The sequence below is a fragment of the Rhodoligotrophos appendicifer genome (genome assembly GCF_007474605.1).
Taxonomy (GTDB): domain Bacteria; phylum Pseudomonadota; class Alphaproteobacteria; order Rhizobiales; family Im1; genus Rhodoligotrophos; species Rhodoligotrophos appendicifer.
In genome coordinates this window covers 51333-74440 of the sequence record NZ_VHKL01000010.1, presented here as the reverse complement: position 1 = coordinate 74440, position 23108 = coordinate 51333, and the positions used below count along the sequence as shown (strand labels likewise).

Here is a 23108-nt window from a genome sequence, read left to right as displayed (position 1 = left end):
CTCCCCTCAATTGTGCTTGGTTACGTCAATCTCTCCACAAGCTGAGCCCACCCATTTTTTTCACTGGAGAACCAGTCGGAGATGCTCAGCTCCGCGGAGATGATTTCCTTGATTTTCAGATCGCCAAGGCGGCAATAGTCGATTTCGTGCTCCGGCCAGGGCCCGAATGTCAGCTCTCCGATGCCCCGCTTCTGCTCGAGCAGCACGTGATCGCTCGACGTGTCTCGGCGCAGGATTTCCACGTACCCCATCCCGACCCGTGACGGGTCGGCAAGCATTTTCAGAAGAAGATGCGGCGCCAGTTTGAGGGGTGTCTCAGCCCCGGCGCTGGGCGCCTCTCCGGCTTTCCATTCCATTCCCATGATCTTCTTGCCGCCCATCGTGACGGCGACTTGAACGCTTCCGTCATGCGCATGAACGAAATCGATGTCCGCATACAGCTTTGGATAGCCCCACTTCTCTCGGCCACCCAGAACCGCTCTGTTCTTGTTCTCGAATTCGACGAGGGGGTGGCCGCCCCTGATGCCCTTGTACTCCACCGGAGCGGTGACCATCACGTCGAGAAACGGGAAGACGGTGTGATTGCTGAAGTCGGAAGCTGAAATCTGCACGCGGTCGTCCACGAGGGTGAAGGGCGTGTCTGCGATGTTGGCTTCGAGCCAGCTGGCCTCCACGCGGCAGTCAAAGGAGATAGAGGTCAGACCCGGACATTTGCCGGGCACGGTAGTGTTGAAGGGGAGCCTGTTATAGAGGCGAGAAATGTCAAAACTTGTCATGCGATACCCTCACCTAGTCGCAGGGCGTCCGTCTGCCAGCACGCACCATCGGAAAACTTGACAGAAATTTTTCTTTCTCAGTAAAATTTTGTCAATGAAAATTTCCCAGTTTTACAATGTGGTTTGTTAGGAGACGATGGCAGGTCGATTGCACGTCGCCCCCATGATATGGAACAAACCGACTGGACCCGGTGCCCGATGCACCTCCGTGCGGATCCTGATGCTGCGGAGAACCCTTTGACCGATGACGTTTCGCGGACCGGCCGCCAAGACCCATATCCGGTTCGGATGATCACCTCGATTGGCGCCGAAATCAGGCAGGTGCGACGGTCAAAGAACCTGACGATCGAGACGATAGCGGAACGCATTGATCGCTCCATTGCCCATGTTAGCAAGCTGGAGCGCGGCCTTGCTGAGCCGTCATTGCGGGATCTGTACGCTCTGAGCGAGGCCCTGGAGGTGCCGGTCGGTTGGTTTCTGAATCAGCGCAATCCGGGTGCCGCGGAAGAAACCGGCCTGATCGAACGGAACGGATCGCACCGCCTCTATAAGCAGGGCGGGATTACGACTGAAGTTCTGTCCCCTGTCCTGGGGACGGGGGTCGAGGTCATGCGATCGGTTTTTGAGCCGAGCGCATCCACCCCCAAACGGCGCTCCGCGCATAAGAAGCGAGAAGATGGCTATTTGCTCAGCGGCAAGCTGGAGCTCTTCATCGATGGCAAGAAATTCCTCCTGAACGCGGGAGACAGCTACAGCTACACCACCGACAGCGTTCATTTCTGCCGTAATCCAGATCGCGACCCCGCAGTTCTGCTGTGGGTGACGAGCGATGTTAAGCGCGGCTAATCCTCTGCCGCGCCGCGCGATTGGCCGTCGACAGGCCATCGCGCAGCGGAGTGCTTGCTGCTAGCGCTTAAGCAGATCTTCGAGGATCTCGCCGTAGCCCAGATCGAATTCACCAACGATGAATTCGGCGCCGACGACGTCCTTGATCCCGAGTTCTGACAACGGATCCATATTCGGATGTCCGCCCACGGACAGAGTGGCCTTGCCCGTGCGCCGCTCGAGAAGTTTCGAATTTCCGACCTGGATTGTCACGACTTGGTTGACGTCATAACCCATGCCGTCCGCCCGGGGGATCCGCTTGACCTGATATCGTGGCTGCACCACGGGCTTCTCCACCGCTGCATCGGCCTCTTCGAAGGAGGCGATGATGAGATCTCGTCCCAGGCGGCGGACGGTCCCTTGCATCGTCTTTCCGCTCTCGGTCAATTCGACCTCTGCGAATTTTTTGGGATAACCCATGATCTCGCGCCCGCCGCACATGGCGTCGTCCGTGGTCACGAATTCATAGGCGACGTGACCTCCGACCTTGCCCTTGTAACTTACGCTGACGACGACGCCGCCCTCGCTGTAGCAGCGCGGCCCCATGGTCGGATCGGCCTCGTCATGGACGATGGGACAATGCATGACGAAGAACTCGACAATGTCTGACGCGGGCTCGAATTCCGGCGGCACGAGCTTTCGGATGCCGGCCATATCTCCACGGGCGTAGACGCTGAGCTTCCGCAGGTTGCGATAGAGTCTGGGAAGTGGCTTGTAGAGGGGGCTCCTGTCAGGGACGCAGAACGTGATTGGGTTCGGACCGATGAAAGGGCTTTCAGTGCTGGACATTCGTGCTTATCCCCGGAAAAAAATATGGATGCCATTTTTTCCCAGGGAAAGATTTTGTCAATCAGTTTTCTGTAGGCGCGGAGTAGCCCTGCTGTATGTCGCAAGCGTCCCGGATCATGGCTAAGGGATCAGTCGCTTCAGGAGGCGTCTGTCCTCGAGCTCGAAACCTCCAGCATAAACGCTCGACGTCATGAACTGCGCGCTTAGGATCTCGGGCTCGAGTGCACTGATGGGATCGAATTCCGACGCATGCAATTTCAGGGACGCGCGTCCTGGGACCGGCTGCGAATACTTGAGCGGTGTTCGCCGGTAAACCACGTCGGCATAGGCCGTTTCGAGACGCTCCGGATGCGGGAGCCGGCGGACATGGATCTCGCCGGCGGGCTGCTCTTCCGCATCGACCAGGCGAACGACCGGTAGCGTGGAATCGGGGGTGAAGGCGACATCGGCCAAAGGGATCCCCCGTCTTGTCACATGGCTGTTGACCCGACCGTCTTTCAGCTCCTCGAAAGAATAGTGACAATCTTTCTTTGTATATCCGAACAACTCGCGTCCGGCGGCGATGCCCATCGGATCGCTGCAATACATGTAGATATGCGTCTGGGTGAAGATGTCCTCGTACCGGACGGCAACCGTGATCATCAAATCGAACATCCGTCCTGCATGGACCGACAGTGTATGTCCGGGAGAGGCCATGAAGCGGAAGGCTACCCGGTCGTTGACAAGTTCGAATGGCGTATCGGCGAGCAAGGTGCCGATTTTATTCTGATCGACGCGCGTCATCACCTCCAGCGTTCGTAGCGTGCACCACCACTCTACTGGATAGGCCGGTGAATAAGGGGGATTCACGCCGCTATTGGGATGCAGCTTGAAGTCTCCGAACATTCTGTCTCTCCCTATTGGGTTTGTTCTATCTGCGTGAGCAGGGCGACCTTCGGCATGCAAGGCCGCGCCCAGATGGTCATCTACTGAATTTCGTGAGGATGCTCCCCTTCGCCGCCAGACGCTGTCAGCAAAGTCGGCATTCGCTGAACGTACATTGCATCCAACGTACAAATTGGTAGGTTCAACCTGCTGTCATGTCAACCGGGGCCGTTGCCCAAGAAGCGTGCAAAGGGAGAATGGTGAACGACGCCGCTTGCGGTTTCCGGTCGCTGCCTGAGCGGCCCGCCGCTCAGCTCCAGCAACAGATTGCGGCCCGCCTTCGCGAACTCATCCATGAGGGCGTCCTGCCGCCAGGGGACCGGTTGATGGAAGTGGCCGTTGCCAAGCTGTTCGGTGTCTCCCGGTCGCCCGCGCGGCGGGCTCTGGAGATTTTGCGGCAGCAGGGGTTGCTCGATAAGCATCCCACGCGGGGCTTCCTCGTTTCTGGTCGATCGAAGATGCAAGGCTCGTCTCCTGGGGCGGTCCTCGAGCCGGTTCAGCTGGCTCAGTCCCGACTTTGGGAGGGGATGTATGCTGAGGTTGAGCAACATCTGTTGGCGGCAATCCTGTTTGCGTCGGTCAGGATAAGTGACCGGAGGCTTGCCGAGCATTTCGGTGTGAGCCGCACCGTTACCCGTGACCTTCTTGCGCATATGCACGGGACGGGTTTGATCTCCAAGGAGAGGGGCGGTCACTGGGTGTCCGAAAGGATCACGCCGGAGCGTGTCCATCACCTGTTCGCAATGCGGAAGCTGCTCGAACCTCATGCCCTTCGCGATGCAGCGCCTCATGTTGACCCCGAATATCTCATCCGGGCGCGGGACCACATCTTGGCGACGCTTGCCAAGCATCCCTTGGAAAGCAGTGACTTTGATCGGGCGGAAACGGATCTGCACATCGGGATCCTGGGATACGCACCGAACAAGGAGATCCTGCGAGCGCTTCGACCCACGCATCTCCTCTTTGCGCCGACGCGCCATCTGCACGACCCGGTCCTGGGCATCCCCACCGGACTGATTGAAGACGCCTTGCATGAACATCTTCGCATCGTCGAACTCCTGCTCGAACGCAAAGGCACCCAGGCGGCAAATGTTCTTCATGAGCATCTTGAGGCGGCCGTCTCACGATGGCTGAAGCGCTTGGAGTTCAAGCGCAAGTCGTCCGACGTGTCCTTGCCGCCGTATCTGACCCTGCTGCAATGAAGAAGCATCTTCCTTGAAGCCATTCCTTTGGGCTTCGCTTGCGAAATCTGTCGGCCGGGGCGGGACCTGCGGGTCCTACGTATGAGACGAGAGCTTGCAGGGTTCGTGCTACCAAACGTATGAAGGCACAGCGCTCATCTCCGGCTACTCTTGGCCGCTGATCGGCAATGCATGATCAAGATGTGGATAAGGCCTCGTCGTTAGCTGAAGGTGCCGACTGCAACATGAAATTCTCTCTCTCCCTGCACATGGAGCGCTTCAGTCCTGACAAGGACATGACGGTCGTGAAGAACAACCTCCTCGCGCTCGTCAGGATGGCGGATGAAGGGGGCTTTCAGACCCTCTGGACCCCGGAGCATCATGCTATTGAATTCATGATCGCCCCGAACCCGTTTTCGGTCCTGACATGGTGGGGCGATCATACCGAACGCGTGCGCCTCGGCACGGCGACCATTGTCGCTCCCTATTGGAATCCTCTCCGTCTCGCTGGGGAGGCTGCCTTATGCGATCACCTCACCAACGGCCGTCTCGAACTCGGAATTGCGAGAGGCGCATTCCAATACGAGTTCGACCGTCTGGCCGGGGGGCTCCCTCAGGAACAGGGCGGCGCCCACATGCGCGAGATGGTACCGGCGGTAAAGGAACTTTGGCACGGAAACTACGAACACGACGGCGATATTTGGCGCTTTCCGAAGTCGACATCGGTGCCGAGACCGCTGCAGCAGCCCCACCCGCCGATCTGGGTGGCTGCGCGCGATCCGAACACCTATGATTGGGCTGTGAAGGTCGGTGCGAATATCATGGCGACGCCTCTGTCCTCTCCCATGGCCGAGGTCACCAATCTCAGCAACAAGTTCAAGAAAGCCGTGGCCGATAACCCACAAGTGTCGAAGCCGAAATTTCTGATGATGCGCCGCGCATGTGTGTATGAAAATCCCGCTGACTGGGAGGTTCCGGTAAAGCTCTCGATCGATTATGGACGCAGTTTCGAGAACCTGTTCCACAATATAGGAACGGTGGACAACGGTTTCCCGGAAAAGGTGTCGTATGACACTGTCGTCAATCGCGGCAACTACGATCCAGAAGTTGTCAGAGAGGCGATGCTGTTCGGCACTCCCGACGAGATCGTGGAGAAGCTTCATGCTTACGAAGCTGCGGGCGTTGATGAAATGGTGCTGGGGGTCTGCTTCAACACCCCGTTCGAGATGCAGAAAAAGACGATCGAGCTCATGGTCCGGGAGGTAATGCCCGAATTCTCCAGGCGCCCCGAGCCGACAAAGAAGCCGTCACCGGTTTTCGCTTGAAGACGAGGGTATCGCAGCGCTCATGACCGAAAGCAGAATTGATATCCGCAAGGTTTATAAGGTCTTCGGTACAGACCCTGGCCGCGCCATGCAGATGCTCAAAGAGGGTGAGACGAAGGACACCATTCATGAGAAGCTCGACCACGTCGTAGCGCTTCAGGATGTTTCGCTGTCGGTTCCTGCTGGCGCGATTTACATGATCATGGGTCTGTCTGGCTCCGGAAAATCGACCCTTGCCCGCTGCGTCAATCGCCTGATCGAGCCAAGTTCCGGGGAGATTCTGATCGACGGGGAGGACGTGCTCACAATGCGTGAGGACCGACTACGGGAAACCCGTCGCTCGCGCATTTCCATGGTCTTCCAACATTTTGCGTTGCTGCCCAACAAATCGGTGGTGGAGAATGTCGAGTTCGGTCTGAAGCTTCGCGGGATGGGGGCAAAGCCGCGGCGCAAGAAGGCTGAAGAGGTGCTGGCCGTCGTAGGGCTCGCCAGTTGGGCGCACCATCGTCCCGAGGCGCTCAGTGGCGGAATGAGGCAGCGGGTGGGGCTGGCCCGAGCATTGGCGACCGACGCCGACATCCTGATCATGGATGAGGCATTCAGCGCTCTTGATCCGCTGATCCGCAGCGAAATGCAGGACGAACTCTTGCGACTGCAGCGCATGTTGCACAAGACGATCCTGTTCATCACTCATGATTTTCAGGAAGCGCTGAAGCTCGGGACGCGCATCGCGATCATGCAGGACGGGAAGGTCGTTCGCGAGGGCTCCCCGCAGGAGATCGTACTCGATCCGCGGTCGGATTATGTCTCGGCATTTGCGCGCGACGTTGATCGTTCGCGCTTGTTCGATGCCCACTCTGTCATGAAGCCCGCCGCCGGTCTGCAAAGCGATGCCGACCTTGCAACGGCCGACCCGTCCGCGCCTCGCTTCGTGGTCGATAAGGACCGTCGGGTCTTGGGAGTTGTACCGATGGGGGTCGCAGCGGGAAACCTCACCTCGTCGATGTCCACTGACTTTGGCCTCGTCCGCGGTACCGATAAGCTTGTGGAAATCGCTGGGAGGTTTGGATCGAACCTTCCCCTGGCCGTTGTGGATGACAATGGCGCTTTGATAGGCAGCGTCGATCCATTGCAGGTGCTCGGTCGGATCGGCACTCCACAGTCATCCAGCAACTCTCCCACCGCAGGCTGAACCCCTCATGTTCGATGTTGATGACCTATACGTATTGCCCGTCGACGAATGGATTCAGAACTCTGTCGAGTGGACTGCGCTCTATCTGCGGCCGATCTTCCAGGCGATAAAGTGGCCGATCGAAACCCTTCTCTCGTTCATTGAGCAAAGCTTCCAAGGGGTACCGTTCCCGATTTTCATTCTGCTGTTCTCTTTGCTCGCCTGGTTGCTGGCCTCGAGAGGCGTCGCCTTGTTCAGCCTCGTATCCCTGGTCTTCATCGCCTTTATCGGTGTCTGGCCCGAAGCGATGACGACCTTGGCCCTGATTACCACGGCGATTGTGCTCTGCGTCACGGTGGGGGTTCCCGTCGGGATCTTCTGTGCTCGGAGCGACAGCGTCTGGCGGATCGTCAGGCCAATCCTCGACGTGATGCAGACCACGCCCAGCTTCGTGTACTTGGTGCCGGTGGTAATGCTCTTCGGTGTCGGCACCGTGCCGGGAGAGGTCGCCGTTATCGTCGCCGCCATTCCGCCGCTCATACGCTTCACCAATCTTGGAATTCGGATGGTGAATGAGGAGATGGTGGAGGCTGGCCGCGCATTTGGTGCGACCGAACGGCAGCTTCTCTGGGAGGTACAACTGCCGCTTGCCCTGCCTACTATTCTCGGTGGCCTGAACCAGACCGTGCTGATCGCCATGGTGATGTCAGTGATCATTGCGATGATCGGCGCCGAAGGCTTGGGATTGGTGGTTCTCGAAGGCCTTGGCCGCCTTGACGTTGGCCGCGCCGGCGTCGGCGGCATCTCGATCGTGCTCCTGGCGATCATGCTCGATCGCATCACCCAGGCATTGGCGAAGCCGCCCGGAAAACAGGGTGGGATCATGGCGGCCGTATCCAATCTCGTCCGCCCGGGCCGGGATCCTGTCCCGGGGGAGTTGGAGCTCACCAGCCAGTCCAAACAGGCCGCTTGAAATGGCGGCCGAATTCTAAGTTTTTACAATCCAAAATGGGGAGAATGAGGGATATGAAGGCAATCTTCAGAAATGTCGCTGTTGGTCTCGCGGCGGCCACAGCGATGCTCGTCACATCGATCGGGGCGCATGCCGATACCTCGCAACCGGGCGAGGGGAAAACCATACGCTACGCGCGGTCCAATTCGCTGGGTGCAAGCTACATCCAGGACGAGGTGGTCATCGCAGCGCTCGAGAAGCTCGGCTACAAAGTCAAAATGACGACCTTGGCGGCTCCCGCTTTCTATGCGGCGGCGTCTCAGGGGGATATGGACCTCATCACCAGTATCAACTGGCCCCAGAATCAGGTGCCTTACGAGAAGGTGAAGGACAAGCTGGCCTTGATCGGCGACGGTTCGATCATTGGGGGCGGCATCAACGGCTACCTCATTGATAAGAAGACGGCTGAGGCGAACAACATCACTGGCGTCCAGCAGCTCAAGGATCCGAAGCTGGCAGCACTTTTTGACACCGACGGTGACGGCAAGGCCAACCTCAACAATTGCGACCCGGGCTGGAGCTGCGGGGACGTCGTCGAGTACCAGCTCAAGGAATACGGGCTGGCTGATACGGTACGCTCTGTCCGGGGAAAGTACGAGATCCTGATGGCGGAGACCTTCGCGCGCTCGGCGCGGGGCGAGCCGGTGCTGTTCTACACCTGGAGCCCGTCATGGGTCGTCAACACGCTGCAACCCGGCCGTGATGTCGTGTGGCTGCCGACCCCCTTCGAGGCGCTTCCCACAGGCGTCGCCAGCCCTGGATCGGCCCTGGTGAAGGATGTGGTTGGCTGTGCCGGCGGGCAGAATCCCTGCCGTATGACGATCGGCGCGTGGAACTACGTCTCCATCGGAAACCGCGCGTTTCTTGCCGAAAATCCTGCCGTCACCAAGTTCCTGGAGCAGGTCCGCTTCCCCTTGAGCACTTGGACTGAGTGGGAGGGTGAAATCAAGCAGAGCAAAGCCGATCGCCACATCAAGCAGGTGGCAGAGGCGTGGATTGCCGCTCACCAGCAGGATTTTGACACCTGGGTGGCGAACGCAACCAAATAAAGTCCAAACATCCCTCCCTCTCTCACGCGTGAGAGAGGGAGCAGACACAGATGAGGTTCTTTGCGTGACCTTCCCTTGGCCCATTCATCCGGATATGCGGGAACTGCTGGCAGCGAAGGAAACCTTTGCAAAGCTCAGCGATGCGGGAGCCCAGCGCGCTGGCTGGAACAATTACGCGAACGCGCTTCAGCGAGAGTATCCGGCCGGCATGACGGTCTTGGATACCGAATTCCCATGCGACGTGGCTGACGGGCCGCGCAATATTCCTGTCAGGATCTATCGTCCAGAGGCGGTGACTGCACAATCGCCTTGCGTGGTTTATCTTCATGGCGGCGCCTTCATCAAGGGGAGCTTGGAGAGCGGCGACCCCATCTCCTGGGGGATTGCGGACCACGTGGGATGCGTCGTCGTCAGTGTCGATTACCGCCTGGCGCCCGAGCACCCCTTTCCTGCGGGCGTCGAGGATTGCTATGCGGCCATTTCCTACATCGCCGCTCACGGTCGCGAACTGGAAATCGATGCGCGGAACATTGCAGTCTGGGGCGATAGCGCCGGCGGCAATATGGCAGCCGCATGTTGTCTGATGGCCCGCGATCGTAAGGGGCCGCCTATTGCCGCCCAGGTCCTCATCTACCCCTGCCTTACGGATGAATTGACGGCCGCCTCCTACCGGACCTATGCGGATGCGCCGGTTACGACGGCGTCTATAGACCGCGCCTGGTCCCTTTATCTGGGTGACCGGCGGCCGACGCGCGATCCCTATGCCGCCCCCCTGAAGGCAACGGATTTCTCACATCTCCCGCCAGCCCATATACATGAGGCGCAGATCGATTGTTTGGCTGACGATAGTGTCCAATACGCGGAGCGGCTTCGTGCGGCAGGGAACCCCTTGGTTTTCAGGCGCGCGCAGGACATGATTCATGGCTTTGTGCGTGCCCGATTTACAGGTCCGGGGGCCCGCTCCGAATTTGACGCCCCCTGCGGGTTTCTGCGTGGGATCTTCGCGAATAGGACGCGAGAACCTAGGAGAACAGATGAAACGGCCGACAGAGGTGGAGAAGTCGACGTCAGTCGCTCGCCGTCTCGAGCAGGTCCGTGAAATTGCCGGCGCGGTAAACGCGAGCAGCGATCTCTCTGCAATCCTCGACCAGATCGTCTTTTCAACATGCCACCACGCAAGCTGGTGGACGAGTGGCATCATGGCTCTCAACCGTGCCAATGGCTATTCGGAACTCGTCACGCGTTACACGCCACCAGGAGCGATCTCTCCGCCGTTGCCGACGCGCTGGTCGCTCGATACGAGCCCATCCCGGCTCGCCGTCGAACGCCGCCAGCCGATCATCATTCCCGATGCCCAGACGACGACCGAGTACCCGGGCTATCGCGGAGATGCCATCGCCAGGGATTACCATACGGTCGTTGTTGTCTCGCTCAACGTGTCCGATGCCGACGGCCGCGATCTGGTGCTTGCGGTCCACTCCAAGGAGAAGATCGAAGTCGGAAAGGAGGAACTGGACTTTCTGTCGACGATCTCTCATCTGGCTGCGATCGCCGTCAACAAGGCCAAGCTTGTGGCGGCCGAGCGGGCATATAGCGCCCGCCTGAAGGGTGTGCTCGATCTGAGCTCCACCCTGTTCGAGCGCGTCCTTGAAGGCGGGCGAATGGACGTGATTGCCTCGCTGATCGAGGCGACCTTGCTCCACCCTCTGAGCGTCGTGGACTTTACCACCGACCGCATATATGCCAGCCGCGCTCCCGATGGCGTCGCCCTGGCCGAGCGCCAATGGGGAGACCTCATCCAGGGTGAGGGTGCTCCGGTGTTGCGTAATCTGGTTCGCACCACCATGCCCTCGGACTTTCGAACCACATATTCGATGACCATCGAAGGCGTGGTTTTGGGGAAAGTTCACGTGGAGCCGATCCGCATTGATGACGAGACAGTGGGGGGCCTGGTGATCTTCCCCTCGGGCCCCGGATTGAGCGACCTCGACATTCTGGTGGCCCAGAACGCGAAATTTGCTCTCAGCACCCTGTTGATCCGCAGCCACGTCGCCCACCGGCAGCTGTTCGCGCAGGTGAGCGATCTGCTGGAGCGAGCAATCGATGGACGTGTGACGGACGAACCAGCGTTTCGTGCCCGTGCTGCTCAGCTTGGCTGGAGCTTTCGTGCGGATACCCAGTTGTTGCTCGTCGACCCGACCGTACCCGAAAGCACGAAAATGGTCGATTTGGGTCCGTACAGGGCGCTCGAGCGAGAGCTGAAGCGCCTTTTGCCGAGCACGATTCTCGGAGCGGTCGGTGGCCAGATCGTCATCGGCTTTCCCGCTGATGATTACATCGGGAACGAGCGACTGCGGAAGATCATGCTTGCCGCCGTTGAGACGACCTTGAAGCGGGAGACGGGGCATCGCCCGGGAATTGTAGAGTTCCCGCCTCTGACAAGCGTTTCGCTGTTCGCCGAGGCATATCGCTCATGCGTCAGGACATTGACGCTGGCGCGCATGTTCGGCCGTCATGGTCTTGTGAACGAGAAGGACTTTGGCCCCTATGCCCTGCTCATCTCCGCCCTGGATGATGACGCAATTCCGGCATTCATTGGCCAGACCGTGGGAGGCATCAAGACCTATGACAGGCAGCATGAGACGGAGTTTTTGAAAACATCGGCTGTGTTCATCGAACAGAATTGTGGCTTCCGGCGCTCTGCCGAGGTGCTCGGCATTCACGTCTCCACGCTCAGATACCGCATCAGAAGGATTGGCAAGGTCTTTGGCATCGACTTGAAGGACGCGGAGACTCGGTTTGCATTGGGCCTCGCATTGCGCCTCGACGAGATGCAGCGCAGCGAACATCAGCGGACGTGAACTGCTCGATTTGACTCATATCTCGATCATCCTCGCATAGGCGAAGCGCGGGACCGCTGCTAACATTTGGTCTGGCTGAACCAACCCACTGAGCGATCGCCACGGTCCGGCCCGCCACCTCAAGAATCATTGTCGAGGAACCCGCATGATCGTTGATGCCCATGCCCATGTCTGGTCGGATGATGAGGAAACCTATCCCTTCGCGCCCCTGCTCGCCCATGTTCCCCCACCGCAACGGCCGGCACCGGTGGAGACGCTCATCGGGGAGATGGACGCGGCCGGAGTCGACAAGGTCATCCTGGTGCAACCGAGCGTCTATGGATATGACAACCGCTATCTGATGGGCTGTTTGGCCCGGTGGCCGGATCGTTTCATCGGCCATTGCCTCGTCGATCCCCGCTCGCCGACGCCGCAAGCGGATCTTCTGCAATGGTGCAGACCCGCAGGATGTTCTGGTCTGCGTCTCAACACGATCCGGCAGGGTGACCTTTCCTGGCTGGCCGAGGCCGATCGCCGGCCCCTGTTCCAGGCGCTGATGGAGCTCCGCCTGCCGGTCTCTTTCCATATGGACATCGAACAGGCGCCGGTCGTCGCCCAACTCGCCACTCGCCATCCGACGGTTGCCTTCATCGTCGACTATCTCGGCGCCGACATTCATGTCAGGCACGATGCGGCGGCCTACCTCGATGTCCTGGCAAGCTGTCCCAACGTGAATTTCAAGCTTTTGTGCACTGCGGAGGATGCACGCACACCCTATCCTTTCCCTGATATCGTGCCGTTCTACCAGGCCGTTCTCGCGCGGTTCGGGGCTGAGCGGACGATGTTTGGCTCGGATTATCCGGGTGCCGCGACGGTCTGCGGCTATGGTGACCTTGTGGAATGGGGGAAAAACTTCCCCGGCCTTGGGGCTGACGAACGGGAAAAGCTCATGGGAAAGACTGCCCTGAGCCTGCATCCCACCGGCTGACGAGATGTAAGACAAGTTTACAGCTTTCTTGACGAGACCTGCCCGTTGCCCCTATGCTGACGCTCTTGGCGCCGAGAGTCGATCGGTGCTGCTTCGATTGCTCTGGCTGATAGGAAACGCGCTGATGCACGGGGAACTGACGAAATCGGTGATAGCGGTTCCCCCGCTCGCCCGCCACCAAGACCTGAGCCTCAACCATTCCGCCAACACAGCCCTCATCCGCCACCTCGAGGAGGGAGGTGTCTCGACCCTGATGTATGGCGGCAACGCCAATTTCTATAATGTCTCGATCGGCGAGTACGGCAAGATCCTCGATATGCTACTGAAGGCGGCCGCCGGCAGCACCTGGATCATTCCGGCCATCGGTCCGGATTTCGGCAAGATGATGGATCAGGCTGACATCCTGCGGTCCAGCCCCTGCCCGACGCCGATGGTGCTTCCGGCCAGCGGGATTTTCACGGTTGCAGGCGTTGCAGACGGCATTGCCCGCGTGGCGGAAAGGCTCGGGCGGCCTGTCATCGTTTATCTCCGCGCTGAAAATTACTTGACGCCGGAGGCCGTGGCCTCGCTCTTCGCCGCCGGCGTCGTGACGGCCGTCAAATACGCGATCGTTCGCGAGGATCCGCGGCAGGATGCCTATCTCGAACGACTGATGAGCATGGTCGACTCGAGCCGTATCATCAGCGGTATGGGGGAAGGTCCGGCGCTTGTCCATTGGCGTCAATTTGGCTTGCGCGCCTTCACATCCGGCTCAGTGTCGATCGCTCCCAAATCATCGACAGCCATTCTCGATGCCCTGAAGGCCGGAGACTTCGGCAAGGCGGAGCGCTTGCGTGAGGCCTTCCTGCCGTTCGAGAGGCTGCGTGATTCCATCAATCCCATTCGCGTGCTGCATGATGGCGTGAGCCTCTCCGGCGTGGCTGACATGGGGCCGATCCTGCCGCTCCTGTCTCCGTTGGATGCGAGCGAGCGCTCCCTGGTCGAACCCGCGGCGCGCGATCTCCTGCGCCTGAATGGAGCAATGGAAGCCGAGGCGGTCGCTTAGGGTTCGGTGCTGTCTGTCAGCACCCGCAGCCGGGCATTGTCGATGTGGCTGCGCATGGCCTCGCGCGCTTCGTCGGGCTCTTCCATCTCGATGGCGTTGAGGATGCGGATATGTTCTTGCTGCACCAACTGCAGGCGCCGCGCGCTTTGTCGCAAAGAGAGTTTGCGGGCGAGCTCCATGCCCCTGAGGGTATGGTCCGCCAGAACTTCCATGGTTTGCACGAACAGCCGGTTTTGGGCGGCCGCCGCGATGGCCACGTGAAACTCACGGTCGGCTTCGCTGCCGACATCACCGCTGGCAATGACCTGCTCCAGCCCGTCGAAGGCACGCTTCATGCGCTCCAGGTCGGCCTCGCTGCGCCGTGAAGCAGCGAGATAGGCCGCTTCACCCTCGAGACCGATGCGGAACTCCATGCAGCGCATCAGGTCTGCGACGTCTTCGATGGGCGTCAGAAGGGCGAAGGCCTGGTTGGGACGTCGTTGCACGAAGGTGCCGGACCCGTGTCGGGAGATCACGAGATGGTCGGCCTGCAGTCTCGACAGCGCTTCGCGCACCACCGGCCTGGAAACGCCGAAAAGTTCGCAAAGCTGGCTCTCTGAGGGCAGCTTCTCCCCCTCCGGCATGGCACCGGAAACGATACGGTCGAGGATCTGCCCGTAGAGCTGGTCCGCGAGCCGCGACGGCCGGCTCGGCGATTGGGCCTGCCACTCGCTCTTCACAGCGACCTTGCTCTCGCTCGCCTTGCGCGCCAACCCGATCCCCTGTCGTTCCATGCCTAGTGAGCTGTCCGACGCCCATTCTCGGGGTTCTTTGCGGCAAAGCGGCTGAAGCTGCAAGCAGCTTCGACACCGCTTGCACAAACCTGTCTGATAAGTTTACATTTGTCCATCCTCTCCCAAGGGACGGATGCCCATCTCATCATCGAACGGGGACAGCGACACGGCCTCCGCCCCCGGAGGCGCGGCATGCTCCCCCCTTACCGGAGTTTCCAACATGGCCGAGAGTTTTCAGGATCGTTTCGACGCTCTCGGCAAGGAACTGCCGCCGCCGGCCAGCCCGGGTGCGAATTTCTATATCCCCTACACGATCACCGGCAGGCTCGTGTTCATGTCGGGGCAAATCCCGCGCCGCGGCGACGAGATCCTCCATAAAGGTCGGCTCGGGGAAAACCTGTCGATCGAGGAGGGCTATGCGGCGGCGCGATCCTGCGCGCTCAATCTCCTGGCGCAGCTCCATGCCGCCTGCGATGGCAACCTGGATCGGGTCAGCCGCATCATCAAACTGACGGTCTTCGTCAATTCCACGCCGGCCTTCACCGACACCTCCGCTGTCGGCAATGGCGCCTCCGACCTGTTTATGGAGGTCTTCGGCGAGGCCGGACGTCACACCCGCAGCGCCATCGGCGTCGCCACTCTGCCACGCGGCGTGGGCGTGGAGGTCGAAGCCATCGTGGAGCTGAAACCATGACGACGATGACCCTGAATGAGGCGCCCGCCCGCACGACCGCACGCGACCCCCGTTACGACATCCTGTTCGAGCCGATCCGGATCGGGCCGAAAGTGATGAAGAACCGCTTCTACCAGGTTCCCCAATGCACCGGCTCCGGCCATCCGCGCCCAGGGTCCAATGCCGGACATCGAGCCGTGAAGGCCGAGGGCGGCTGGGGCGGTATCTGTACCGAGTCCTGCTCGATCCATCCGGAGGTGAACCAAACCCTCTCCACCAACACCACCCTGTGGGACGAGGGCGATGTCATCAATCACCGCCACATGACGGATGAAGTACACAAATGGGGAGCGTTGGCCGGGGTGGAGCTCGGCTCTGGCGGGGTGAAGGACAATCTCTGGAGCCGATATGTGGCGCCCGCCATCGATCGCTTTCCCTCCGGGGGCGTGCCGAAGACCTACACTTACCCGGCGACGGAAGAGGACATCGCCCGCGTCATGCAGATGTATGAGGATGCTGCTCGGCGGGCGCGGGATGCGGGCTTCGACATCCTCTATATTCACGGCGCTGCCGGCGTGTTCCCGGTGCATGCGCTGTCGCGGCATTTCAATCGGCGCACCGATGGCTATGGCGGCTCGTTCGAAAATCGGGCGCGGTTCTGGGTCGAGGCGCTTGAGAGGTTGAAGAAGGTGGCGGGCGACGATTGCGCCGTCGCGACCCGGATCTCGATCGACGATCTCGCCGGCCCCTGGGGGCTCGAGCTCCATGATGAGGGACTGGCCTTTGTCGACTACATCACCAAGCTTGGCCTGGTGGACATGTGGGACATCATCATCGGCGGCTCCGGGGAGGACATGTGGGGGGAGGATTCCGGCCCCTCGCGCTTCTACAAGTCGAATCACCAGGCGCCGTGGAACGCGGAGGTAAAGCGCATTGCGAGGGTGCCGGTGGTCGGCGTGGGCCGCTTCACCGAACCCGACGAGATGGTGCGGGTGATCCGCTCGGGGCAGCTCGACATCATCGGGGCAGCCCGACCCTCGATTGCAGATCCCTGGCTGCCGCGGAAGATCGATGAGGGGCGCACCGAGGACATCTGCGAATGTATCGGCTGCAATGCCTGTGTGTCGCGGTTCAACCTCAACAACATGATCATCTGCACCCAGAACCCGACGGCGCTGGAAGAGTATCGCCGCGGCTGGCATCCGGAGCGTTTCGAGCCCGCGCCGAGCGCGGAGACGGTGCTCATCGTGGGGGCGGGTCCCTCGGGCCTCGAATGCGCCCGCGTGCTCGGCAGGCGCGGTTATGACGTGCATCTGGTGGAGGCCTCCGAGCATCTGGGCGGGCATTTGCGCGACGTGATCACTCTGCCCGGCCTGTCGGAATGGGGACGGGTGATCGACTACCGCGAGGGGCAGATCTCGCGGATGCCGAATGTCACGATCATGCGCGGCACCGGTCTGGTGACCGCCGAGGATATCCTGAATTTCGGAGCCGCACGCGTGGTGCTGGCAAATGGTGCGGAATGGGTCGGCAACGGCCTGGGTGCGACCGGCCCCGACGCGGTGCCCGGCATCGATGCCGGACTCGACTGCTTCGTGACGCCGGAGCAGTTCTTCGCAGGCAAGCCCATCGGCGACCGCGTGGTGGTGCTGGATTCGGACGGCTATTTCATGGCCATCAGCATCGCGGAGATGCTGCGCGACCAGGGCAAGGAGGTCACCTTTGTCACGCATCTGGAAACGGTCGCGCCGATGACCGAGCTGACGCTGGAGGGCTATAATCTGCGGCGCATGATGCGTGAGAAAGGCATCCATGAGCGGACGGGCCATTGGGTGGAGCGGGTCGAGCACGCCAACAGCGTCGATGTGGTGCTCTATGATCGCTACCGGGATGGGTTCCGCCGGACGACGAAGCCGGAGAAGGGCGTCTATCCCCGCCGGCTCGGAGATGCCGTGGAGATCCTCAGCTGCGACAGCGTCGTCCTGTGCACGGCGCGCGAGTCCAAGCGCGGCCTCTATGATGAACTGGTGGCACTGAAGCCGCGCTGGGCCGAGGCGGGACTGACGACCGTAGTTCGGTCTGGCGACTGCCTGGCGCCGCGGGTTCTGGCGGACGCCATCTTCGATGGCCATCGCATCGCGCGAGAATTCGAAAGTGCTAATCCGGAGCGTCCGAAAGCGATCATCCGCGAGCGGCAGATCTGGGGCCAGGAGACCTACCCGAAGCTGGGGGATGCGGTGCTGTGAGGGCCGCGCCCGAGGCAGCAATCCTTTCGGACCGACCCTATATTCTGGCCCAGTCGAAGCAGCCGGCGGGGACACCCGACCCGCTCACCAACAAGGCGCCCCTGCTGTAGAAGGCCCATTTCCGGGCAGGGGGCATATCGACCACCACCACTCCCAGGGTGGGATCCGACCAGACCAATCGCGCGTCCAACAACGCAAGGGTCTCAAATACCTGCTGCGGGTCCATGCCGGGGCGAAAGACGACCGTCGTGAAGGGCTGATCTGGCGGCGGCCGAAGTGACCAGACGCCGAGGCCAAGGGTGGTGCCGGTCAGCAGCAGCAACGCGAGAGTTGCGCCAGAGATCCTCCCCGGCCGTCCGCCGCCGCGGACCAACAGCCACCCGAGGAGTGCCGGCGCCACGCCGAAGACGAAGAGCCAGATGAGGTCCCACACCAGAGGGTTCGGGCTGTCGAGCTTGATACGGTGGATACCCAGAACCCAGTGGGAGAGGATGCCGTCGACGACGTGCCACAGGCCGAAGCCGATCAGGAGCGCACCGCCGAGCTGTCGGCCCCAAGCGCGTCGGTCCCAAGCGTCCCCGGCGCGGCTATGCGCCTTCCACAATCCCCAAAGGCCGATTGCGGCGATCAGATACATGAGCGCGTGGAAATAACCATCCCAGAGAACTTGCATCCGAAGGTCGGTCAGTCCGGGGACGAGGCTGAGCAGGTGATGCCATTGCAGGATCTGATGCAGCAGGATGCCGTCGAAGAAGCCGCCCAGCGCAAAGCCCAGAACCATGCCCCATCCTGTCCATGGCGACTGCCACATTGCTACGCTCCTTTTTTTGGGCGTAACGTGGAGGTGCAGGAACGGTTCCTGCGGGTGTGTTATTGCGAGCGGACGCCTGCGCGCCGGGTGTTTTCCCCGCGCTAGAGGTTTATTTTCCGGCTTTCCAGGCCTCGAAGGCGGCGATGGTTTCGGCATTGGCGGGATACAGGCCCAGGATCGACTGACCGGCGAGAACCCGCTCGGTGACGAAATCCTCCATCAGCGTCTGCTCGGTGCCCTGCACGGCGATTTCATCCGCGAGGTGGCGCGGGATGACGACGACACCTTCCCTGTCGCCCACGATGATGTCGCCAGGATAGACGGGCACGTCGCCGCAGCCGACAGGCACGTTGATGTCGACGGCATGGTGGCGAGTGAGGTTGGTCGGGGCGGATCGGCCGCCGTAATAGACGGGAAAGTCGAGGGCTTCGATGGTCGGGGAATCGCGCAATCCTCCATCGGTCACCACCCCGGCGGCGCCGCGCACCATCATCCGTGTGATGAGGATGCTGCCGGCGCCTGCCGCTCTGGTGTCGCGGCGGCAGTCTATGACCATCACATGCCCTGGTGGCACGGTCTCCACGGCCTTGCGCTGAGGATGTTCCCAGTCCTCGAAGACGGCCGAGACGTCGATGTCCTCGCGGGCCGGGATGTAACGCAAGGTGAAGGCCTCGCCGACCATGGAAGGTCCGCCGGTCGTCAGGCGGTGCACGTTCTGCATGAACGTGTTGCGCAAGCCGCGCTGCATCAGCTGCGAGGTCAGCGTCGCGGTGCTGATCTTCGACAGCAGCGCGCGTGTTTCGGCGGAAAGAGGTCCGGTGCTCATGGGATGGCGTCCGATATGATCAGAAGAAGGTGCGGATGGCGGAAGTGACGTTGTAGGCGTCGTCGACCATGCAGATCACCTGCCATTTGTCGAAGGTCGTGCAGGGATGAGAGATGCCGAAGGCGACCATGTCCCCGACGCGGAGCGGACTGTCCTCGGGGATGGCCAGATGGCAATGCTGGTCGTTGAGCCCGGTGACCACATGGTCTGGTCCGATGGGCTGCAGGTCGGCCACGGTCGCGCCGGGGGAGGGGCGTAGCCATTTCAACGGCGTCGGCATCGCGGAATCAAAGGAGATGTCGCGACGCCCGACAGTCAAGATCGCCTTGGTCTTTTCGGGCCGTGACTGCACATAGGCCCAGACCTCCAGAGCGGCCTGCGGGCCGGGGCCGAACCTGTCCACCCACGGCGAGCGCTCGCGGATCTGCTCGAAGCGCTTCACATATTCGCCGCTGTCATGGGTCAGATAACAGCCGCAGCGGGTCACGATCTTGAAATCCCGCGACAGGGGCGCCTCCTTGAAGCGCGCCGTCACCAGATCGTAGAAGACGGTGCCGCCTGCGGTCAGCAGAACATCGCCCGCGCCGAACAGGCCTTCGCGGTCGCAGCCGAGCGCCATTTCGATCAGGCCGTTCAGGAAGGTCTCCACACGCTTGGTCGACTCCTCCGCCGACGGCACGCGCAACAAGCCTTCATAGCCGCCGACGCCACGGAGCGACAAATGCGGGGCGGCCGCCTTCACGGCACGCGCGACGTCCATGCCCTCTTCGTAAGTGCGGCAGCCGGTGCGGCCGCCGACGAAGCCGCCCTCCAGAATCACCTGCAGGGGGCGCTCGAGTCCTGCCTCCTGAACCGCAGACGACAATTGGTGCACGAGATCGACTGAATCGACGAAGCAGTAAAAATCGAACTCCGGATCCCGCTTCAACTCGTTGACCACGTAGCGTTGGTTCTGGGCGCCGACGGCCTGGTTGGCGAGCAGCATGCGCGGAAAGCCGTAGCGGCGCGCCACCTGGAGCTGCTCCACGGAGCCGATGGTGATCGCCCAGGCACCATCCTCGATTTGGCGGGCAAAGAGCTGCGGACTCATGGTGGTCTTGCCGTGAGGCGCGATCTCGGCGCCGGTCGCTTTCAGAAACTGGCGCATCCAATCGCCATTGTGGCGGATTGCGCTCTCCCGCATCACTGCAAGGGGCAGCGGCAGGTCTTCACGCAGCACGTTCCAGCCCTGGGCCCCGATGGCTGACAGCGGGAGGGACGCGATTTCTCCCGGCATGCCTTTTGTGCGGGCATCAACTTGGCTGGCTTCAATTTCGCTAAGATCAATCATCGATGGCCTGCTTCTCATTCTTTCATGCCGAACTTGTCTTACATCCCAATGGCAGTGGGTCGCCCCGCGCCTTCCGGACCAAGCCAAGGTCTTCCAAGCGTTCTCTGACCCAAATGCAAGGCAACGACGAGCTATTCTGGCCTCGGATTATTTCCTCAAGGGGCCGGACCGGCTCAACCTGACTGACAAGTTGATGAATTATTGACAGTTCCCTCGTCGCATGCAAGCCTTCCCTTCAACGGCGCCCAAAAAGGCAGGGGATTGAGTTCCGTCAATTAACAACCGAATGGTGGGGGTTGTCATGGGCCAGCTTAGTACTTCTCTTCAATTGAACCCGGTAAATTTGGTGCGGTCCACAAGCCGTTCCATTGCAAAGCGAAGCCTTCTTGTCGCGTTTGCCGGCATGCTTGCAGCGTCATCCGCCTGGGCCGCCGATTACAAACAGGCGCCCATGCTGGATGCTCAGGTCACCGCGGGCACGCTGCCGCCGGTCGCTGAGCGCCTGCCGAAGACGCCGCGGGTGATCGAGCCGGTCGAGAAGGTCGGCAAATATGGCGGCACTTGGCGCTCCGGCCTCGTCGGCGGCTCCGACCGCAACTGGCTGTTCCGCATCGCCGGCTACGAGCCGCTCGTTGCCTGGGACCGGGAATGGAGCGGGAAGGTTGTTCCCAACCTCGCCGAAGCAGTGACCGCCAGCGAGGACGGCAAGACCTTCACCGTCAAGCTGCGCGAGGGCCTGAAATGGTCCGACGGCAAGCCCTTCACCAGCGACGATATCGGCTTCTTCATTAACGACATCGTCGGCAACAAGGAGCTCCTGCCCAACGGCGTGGACTGGATTTCAAGCGGCGGCGAGACGGGTAAATTCGCGAAGGTCGACGATGCGAATTTCACCATCACCTTCAAAGAACCCTATGGCATGTTCATGCAGCGCCTGGCGGGCGTCTACGGCGTGCAGATCGTCATGATGGCGAAGCACTACTGCTCGCAGTTCATGCCCACCTACAACAAGGATGGTCTGGACGCGCTGATGAAGGAGGCCGGCGTCGGCACCTGGACGGAACTGTTCATCAAGAAATGCGCCGTCGACACGGAAGCCAATGAACGCTGGCAGAATCCGCAGCGGCCGACCATGGAGCCCTGGGTCATCAAGGATCCCTATATCGGCGGCGCCAGCCTCGTCACGCTGGAGCGCAATCCTTATTACTTCAAGGTTGATCCCGAGGGGAACCAGCTGCCTTACATCGACGACATGAGCATTTCCGTGAATGCCGACAAGCAGACGCTGGTGCTCAAGGTGGTCAATGGCGAGATCGACTACCAGGACCGGCACGTGAACGACAATGCCAATCGCGCGGTCTTTACCGATGCCGCCGACAAGGCACAGATCCACTTGGTGGACGGTCCGAATGCAGACATGAACACGACGATCATCTCGCTCAACCTGACCAGCAAGGATCCGGTCAAGCGGGAGATCTTCAACAATAAGGACTTCCGGATCGGGCTGTCCTACGCCATCGATCGGCAAGCGATCATCGACTCGGCCTTTGTTGGCCAGGGCGAGCCGTGGCAGGCCGCCCCCCGCAAGGAGTCACCCTATTACAACGAGAAGCTCGCGAAGCAGTATACTGAGTACGACGTCGCCAAGGCGAACGAGCATCTCGACAAGGCGTATCCGAAGAAGGACAGCAACGGTTTCCGCCTCGGCCCGGATGGCAAGCGGATCAGCTTCAACATCATGGTGATGCCGGCCCTGGGCGACTTCCTCGACTCGACGCAGTTGGCAGCCCAGTACTGGCAGGCCGTGGGGATCGATGCGAAGGTCCAGACCGTCGACCGCACGCTCTTCTATGACCGCAAGGACAATAACGAGCAGGATGCCGCGGTCTTCCTCGGCAGCGGCGGGATGGGTGACGCGATCTTTGAGCCGACCTTCTACTTCCCGTTCTGGAACGAGACCTTGTTCGCCGTGCCGTGGGGCAATTGGTACGCCTCGGGCGGCAAGGCGGGAGAAGAGCCGCCGGCAGCCGCCAAGAAGCAGATGGAGATCTACCGCGAGATCACCAAATCATCCGATCCCGAGAAGCAGAAGGCGCTGATGAAGCAGCTTCTCGACATCTCGGCGGACGAGTTCTACGCCATCGGCATCAGCACCCCGGGGCCGCTGTTCTCGGCGACGAAGAACAATCTGCACAATGTCTATCCGCGGCCCTTCGCCTGGACCTATCCGAGCCCGGTCGCCAGCAACACGGAGCAGTACTACTTCGACCCGGTAAAGTGAGACTGCTCGGCGTTCGCGCGAGAGAGGGATTGACGGCCAGGATCGCTCCGACCCAGCTTCTCGTCATGCCCGGGCGTGTCCCGGGCATCCAGGAGCCCGGGGCTTTCCTGCCGCAGTCTTGGATCCCCGGAACAAGTCCGGGGGTCACGGGGGTAAGGTGGTCGATGCCGGTCTTGCACCCGG

The 23108-nt window shown here is 60.9% G+C and carries 20 protein-coding genes; 13 read left to right on the top strand and 7 right to left on the bottom strand.

The window, feature by feature from the left end:
- Positions 1–20: 20 nt before the first annotated feature.
- A complete protein-coding gene (locus FKM97_RS21115) occupies positions 21–776 on the bottom strand; it encodes an acetoacetate decarboxylase family protein (protein ID WP_144294429.1) in 756 nt (251 codons plus the stop codon).
- Between the two features lie 237 nt (positions 777–1013).
- On the opposite strand from FKM97_RS21115, the gene FKM97_RS21110 reads away from it, so the two are divergent.
- Positions 1014–1622, top strand: a complete 609-nt coding sequence (locus tag FKM97_RS21110) for a helix-turn-helix domain-containing protein (protein ID WP_170241049.1) — start codon at positions 1014–1016, stop codon at positions 1620–1622.
- A 60-nt stretch (positions 1623–1682) separates the two neighbouring features.
- On the opposite strand, the gene FKM97_RS21105 is transcribed toward FKM97_RS21110, so the two are convergent.
- Positions 1683–2450, bottom strand: a complete 768-nt coding sequence (locus tag FKM97_RS21105) for an acetoacetate decarboxylase family protein (RefSeq protein ID WP_144294427.1) — start codon at positions 2448–2450, stop codon at positions 1683–1685.
- A 120-nt stretch (positions 2451–2570) separates the two neighbouring features.
- The gene (locus FKM97_RS21100; protein WP_144294426.1) at positions 2571–3335 is read right to left on the bottom strand and encodes an acetoacetate decarboxylase family protein; all 765 of its coding nucleotides are present in this window, start codon (positions 3333–3335) and stop codon (positions 2571–2573) included.
- Positions 3336–3571: 236 nt separating this feature from the next.
- Between FKM97_RS21100 and FKM97_RS21095 the strand changes: the two genes are divergently transcribed.
- The 9 genes from FKM97_RS21095 to FKM97_RS21055 all read left to right on the top strand — a co-directional run bounded on the left by FKM97_RS21095 (position 3572) and on the right by FKM97_RS21055 (position 13985).
- Complete coding sequence (locus FKM97_RS21095) at positions 3572–4576, top strand: GntR family transcriptional regulator (RefSeq protein ID WP_170241048.1); 1005 nt, start codon at positions 3572–3574, stop codon at positions 4574–4576.
- 224 nt (positions 4577–4800) lie between these two features.
- Positions 4801–5880, top strand: a complete 1080-nt coding sequence (locus FKM97_RS21090; protein ID WP_144294424.1) for an LLM class flavin-dependent oxidoreductase — start codon at positions 4801–4803, stop codon at positions 5878–5880.
- Positions 5881–5902: 22 nt separating this feature from the next.
- Positions 5903–7072, top strand: coding sequence for a quaternary amine ABC transporter ATP-binding protein (locus FKM97_RS21085; RefSeq protein ID WP_144294423.1), 1170 nt, complete (start codon positions 5903–5905; stop codon positions 7070–7072).
- A gap of 7 nt (positions 7073–7079) precedes the next feature.
- Positions 7080–8024: an ABC transporter permease gene (locus tag FKM97_RS21080; RefSeq protein WP_144294422.1), complete on the top strand. Its 945-nt coding sequence runs from the start codon at positions 7080–7082 to the stop codon at positions 8022–8024.
- A gap of 53 nt (positions 8025–8077) precedes the next feature.
- The gene (gene proX / locus FKM97_RS21075) at positions 8078–9112 is read left to right on the top strand and encodes a glycine betaine/L-proline ABC transporter substrate-binding protein ProX (RefSeq protein ID WP_144294421.1); all 1035 of its coding nucleotides are present in this window, start codon (positions 8078–8080) and stop codon (positions 9110–9112) included.
- Positions 9113–9176: 64 nt separating this feature from the next.
- Positions 9177–10211, top strand: a complete 1035-nt coding sequence (locus tag FKM97_RS21070; protein WP_144294420.1) for an alpha/beta hydrolase — start codon at positions 9177–9179, stop codon at positions 10209–10211.
- On the top strand, positions 10147–11973 hold the full coding sequence (locus tag FKM97_RS21065; protein ID WP_170241047.1) for a helix-turn-helix domain-containing protein: 1827 nt from the start codon (positions 10147–10149) through the stop codon (positions 11971–11973). Before FKM97_RS21070 ends, FKM97_RS21065 begins: the two co-directional genes overlap by 65 nt.
- Before the next feature lie 145 nt (positions 11974–12118).
- Complete coding sequence (locus FKM97_RS21060; RefSeq protein ID WP_144294418.1) at positions 12119–12940, top strand: amidohydrolase family protein; 822 nt, start codon at positions 12119–12121, stop codon at positions 12938–12940.
- Positions 12941–13064: 124 nt separating this feature from the next.
- On the top strand, positions 13065–13985 hold the full coding sequence (locus tag FKM97_RS21055) for a dihydrodipicolinate synthase family protein (RefSeq protein ID WP_144294417.1): 921 nt from the start codon (positions 13065–13067) through the stop codon (positions 13983–13985).
- Here the strand turns inward: FKM97_RS21055 and FKM97_RS21050 are convergent.
- Positions 13982–14758 (bottom strand): FadR/GntR family transcriptional regulator, encoded by a 777-nt coding sequence (locus FKM97_RS21050; protein ID WP_144294416.1) that lies wholly within the window; start codon positions 14756–14758, stop codon positions 13982–13984. The two genes, FKM97_RS21055 and FKM97_RS21050, sit on opposite strands and share 4 nt — an antisense overlap.
- Positions 14759–14978: 220 nt before the next feature.
- On the opposite strand from FKM97_RS21050, the gene FKM97_RS21045 reads away from it, so the two are divergent.
- The gene (locus FKM97_RS21045; protein ID WP_144294415.1) at positions 14979–15452 is read left to right on the top strand and encodes a RidA family protein; all 474 of its coding nucleotides are present in this window, start codon (positions 14979–14981) and stop codon (positions 15450–15452) included.
- A complete protein-coding gene (locus tag FKM97_RS21040; RefSeq protein ID WP_246105202.1) occupies positions 15449–17677 on the top strand; it encodes an oxidoreductase in 2229 nt (742 codons plus the stop codon). Before FKM97_RS21045 ends, FKM97_RS21040 begins: the two co-directional genes overlap by 4 nt.
- A gap of 37 nt (positions 17678–17714) precedes the next feature.
- Here the strand turns inward: FKM97_RS21040 and FKM97_RS21035 are convergent, their stop codons facing one another.
- The 3 genes from FKM97_RS21035 to FKM97_RS21025 all read right to left on the bottom strand — a co-directional run bounded on the left by FKM97_RS21035 (position 17715) and on the right by FKM97_RS21025 (position 20644).
- A complete protein-coding gene (locus FKM97_RS21035) occupies positions 17715–18488 on the bottom strand; it encodes a DUF2243 domain-containing protein (protein WP_144294414.1) in 774 nt (257 codons plus the stop codon).
- Positions 18489–18597: 109 nt separating this feature from the next.
- Positions 18598–19314: a ribonuclease activity regulator RraA gene (locus FKM97_RS21030; protein ID WP_144294413.1), complete on the bottom strand. Its 717-nt coding sequence runs from the start codon at positions 19312–19314 to the stop codon at positions 18598–18600.
- Between the two features lie 19 nt (positions 19315–19333).
- Positions 19334–20644 (bottom strand): amino acid deaminase, encoded by a 1311-nt coding sequence (locus FKM97_RS21025; RefSeq protein WP_144294412.1) that lies wholly within the window; start codon positions 20642–20644, stop codon positions 19334–19336.
- Between the two features lie 403 nt (positions 20645–21047).
- Here FKM97_RS21025 and FKM97_RS21020 point away from each other — a divergent pair, with 403 nt between their 5' ends.
- On the top strand, positions 21048–22925 hold the full coding sequence (locus tag FKM97_RS21020; RefSeq protein WP_205015254.1) for an ABC transporter substrate-binding protein: 1878 nt from the start codon (positions 21048–21050) through the stop codon (positions 22923–22925).
- The last annotated feature ends 183 nt before the right edge of the window (positions 22926–23108 follow it).

Bases quoted from the DNA above. Each gene is read 5' to 3' on its own strand.
- FKM97_RS21115 (WP_144294429.1), bottom strand. From the start codon at position 776: ATGACAAGTTTTGACATTTCTCGCCTCTATAACAGGCTCCCCTTCAAC.
- FKM97_RS21105 (WP_144294427.1), bottom strand. From the start codon at position 2,450: ATGTCCAGCACTGAAAGCCCTTTCATCGGTCCGAACCCAATCACGTTC.
- FKM97_RS21100 (WP_144294426.1), bottom strand. From the start codon at position 3,335: ATGTTCGGAGACTTCAAGCTGCATCCCAATAGCGGCGTGAATCCCCCT.
- FKM97_RS21095 (WP_170241048.1), top strand. From the start codon at position 3,572: ATGGTGAACGACGCCGCTTGCGGTTTCCGGTCGCTGCCTGAGCGGCCC.
- FKM97_RS21090 (WP_144294424.1), top strand. From the start codon at position 4,801: ATGAAATTCTCTCTCTCCCTGCACATGGAGCGCTTCAGTCCTGACAAG.
- FKM97_RS21085 (WP_144294423.1), top strand. From the start codon at position 5,903: ATGACCGAAAGCAGAATTGATATCCGCAAGGTTTATAAGGTCTTCGGT.
- FKM97_RS21080 (WP_144294422.1), top strand. From the start codon at position 7,080: ATGTTCGATGTTGATGACCTATACGTATTGCCCGTCGACGAATGGATT.
- proX (WP_144294421.1), top strand. From the start codon at position 8,078: ATGAAGGCAATCTTCAGAAATGTCGCTGTTGGTCTCGCGGCGGCCACA.
- FKM97_RS21065 (WP_170241047.1), top strand. From the start codon at position 10,147: ATGAAACGGCCGACAGAGGTGGAGAAGTCGACGTCAGTCGCTCGCCGT.
- FKM97_RS21060 (WP_144294418.1), top strand. From the start codon at position 12,119: ATGATCGTTGATGCCCATGCCCATGTCTGGTCGGATGATGAGGAAACC.
- FKM97_RS21055 (WP_144294417.1), top strand. From the start codon at position 13,065: ATGCACGGGGAACTGACGAAATCGGTGATAGCGGTTCCCCCGCTCGCC.
- FKM97_RS21050 (WP_144294416.1), bottom strand. From the start codon at position 14,758: ATGGAACGACAGGGGATCGGGTTGGCGCGCAAGGCGAGCGAGAGCAAG.
- FKM97_RS21045 (WP_144294415.1), top strand. From the start codon at position 14,979: ATGGCCGAGAGTTTTCAGGATCGTTTCGACGCTCTCGGCAAGGAACTG.
- FKM97_RS21040 (WP_246105202.1), top strand. From the start codon at position 15,449: ATGACGACGATGACCCTGAATGAGGCGCCCGCCCGCACGACCGCACGC.
- FKM97_RS21035 (WP_144294414.1), bottom strand. From the start codon at position 18,488: ATGTGGCAGTCGCCATGGACAGGATGGGGCATGGTTCTGGGCTTTGCG.
- FKM97_RS21030 (WP_144294413.1), bottom strand. From the start codon at position 19,314: ATGAGCACCGGACCTCTTTCCGCCGAAACACGCGCGCTGCTGTCGAAG.
- FKM97_RS21025 (WP_144294412.1), bottom strand. From the start codon at position 20,644: ATGATTGATCTTAGCGAAATTGAAGCCAGCCAAGTTGATGCCCGCACA.
- FKM97_RS21020 (WP_205015254.1), top strand. From the start codon at position 21,048: ATGCTTGCAGCGTCATCCGCCTGGGCCGCCGATTACAAACAGGCGCCC.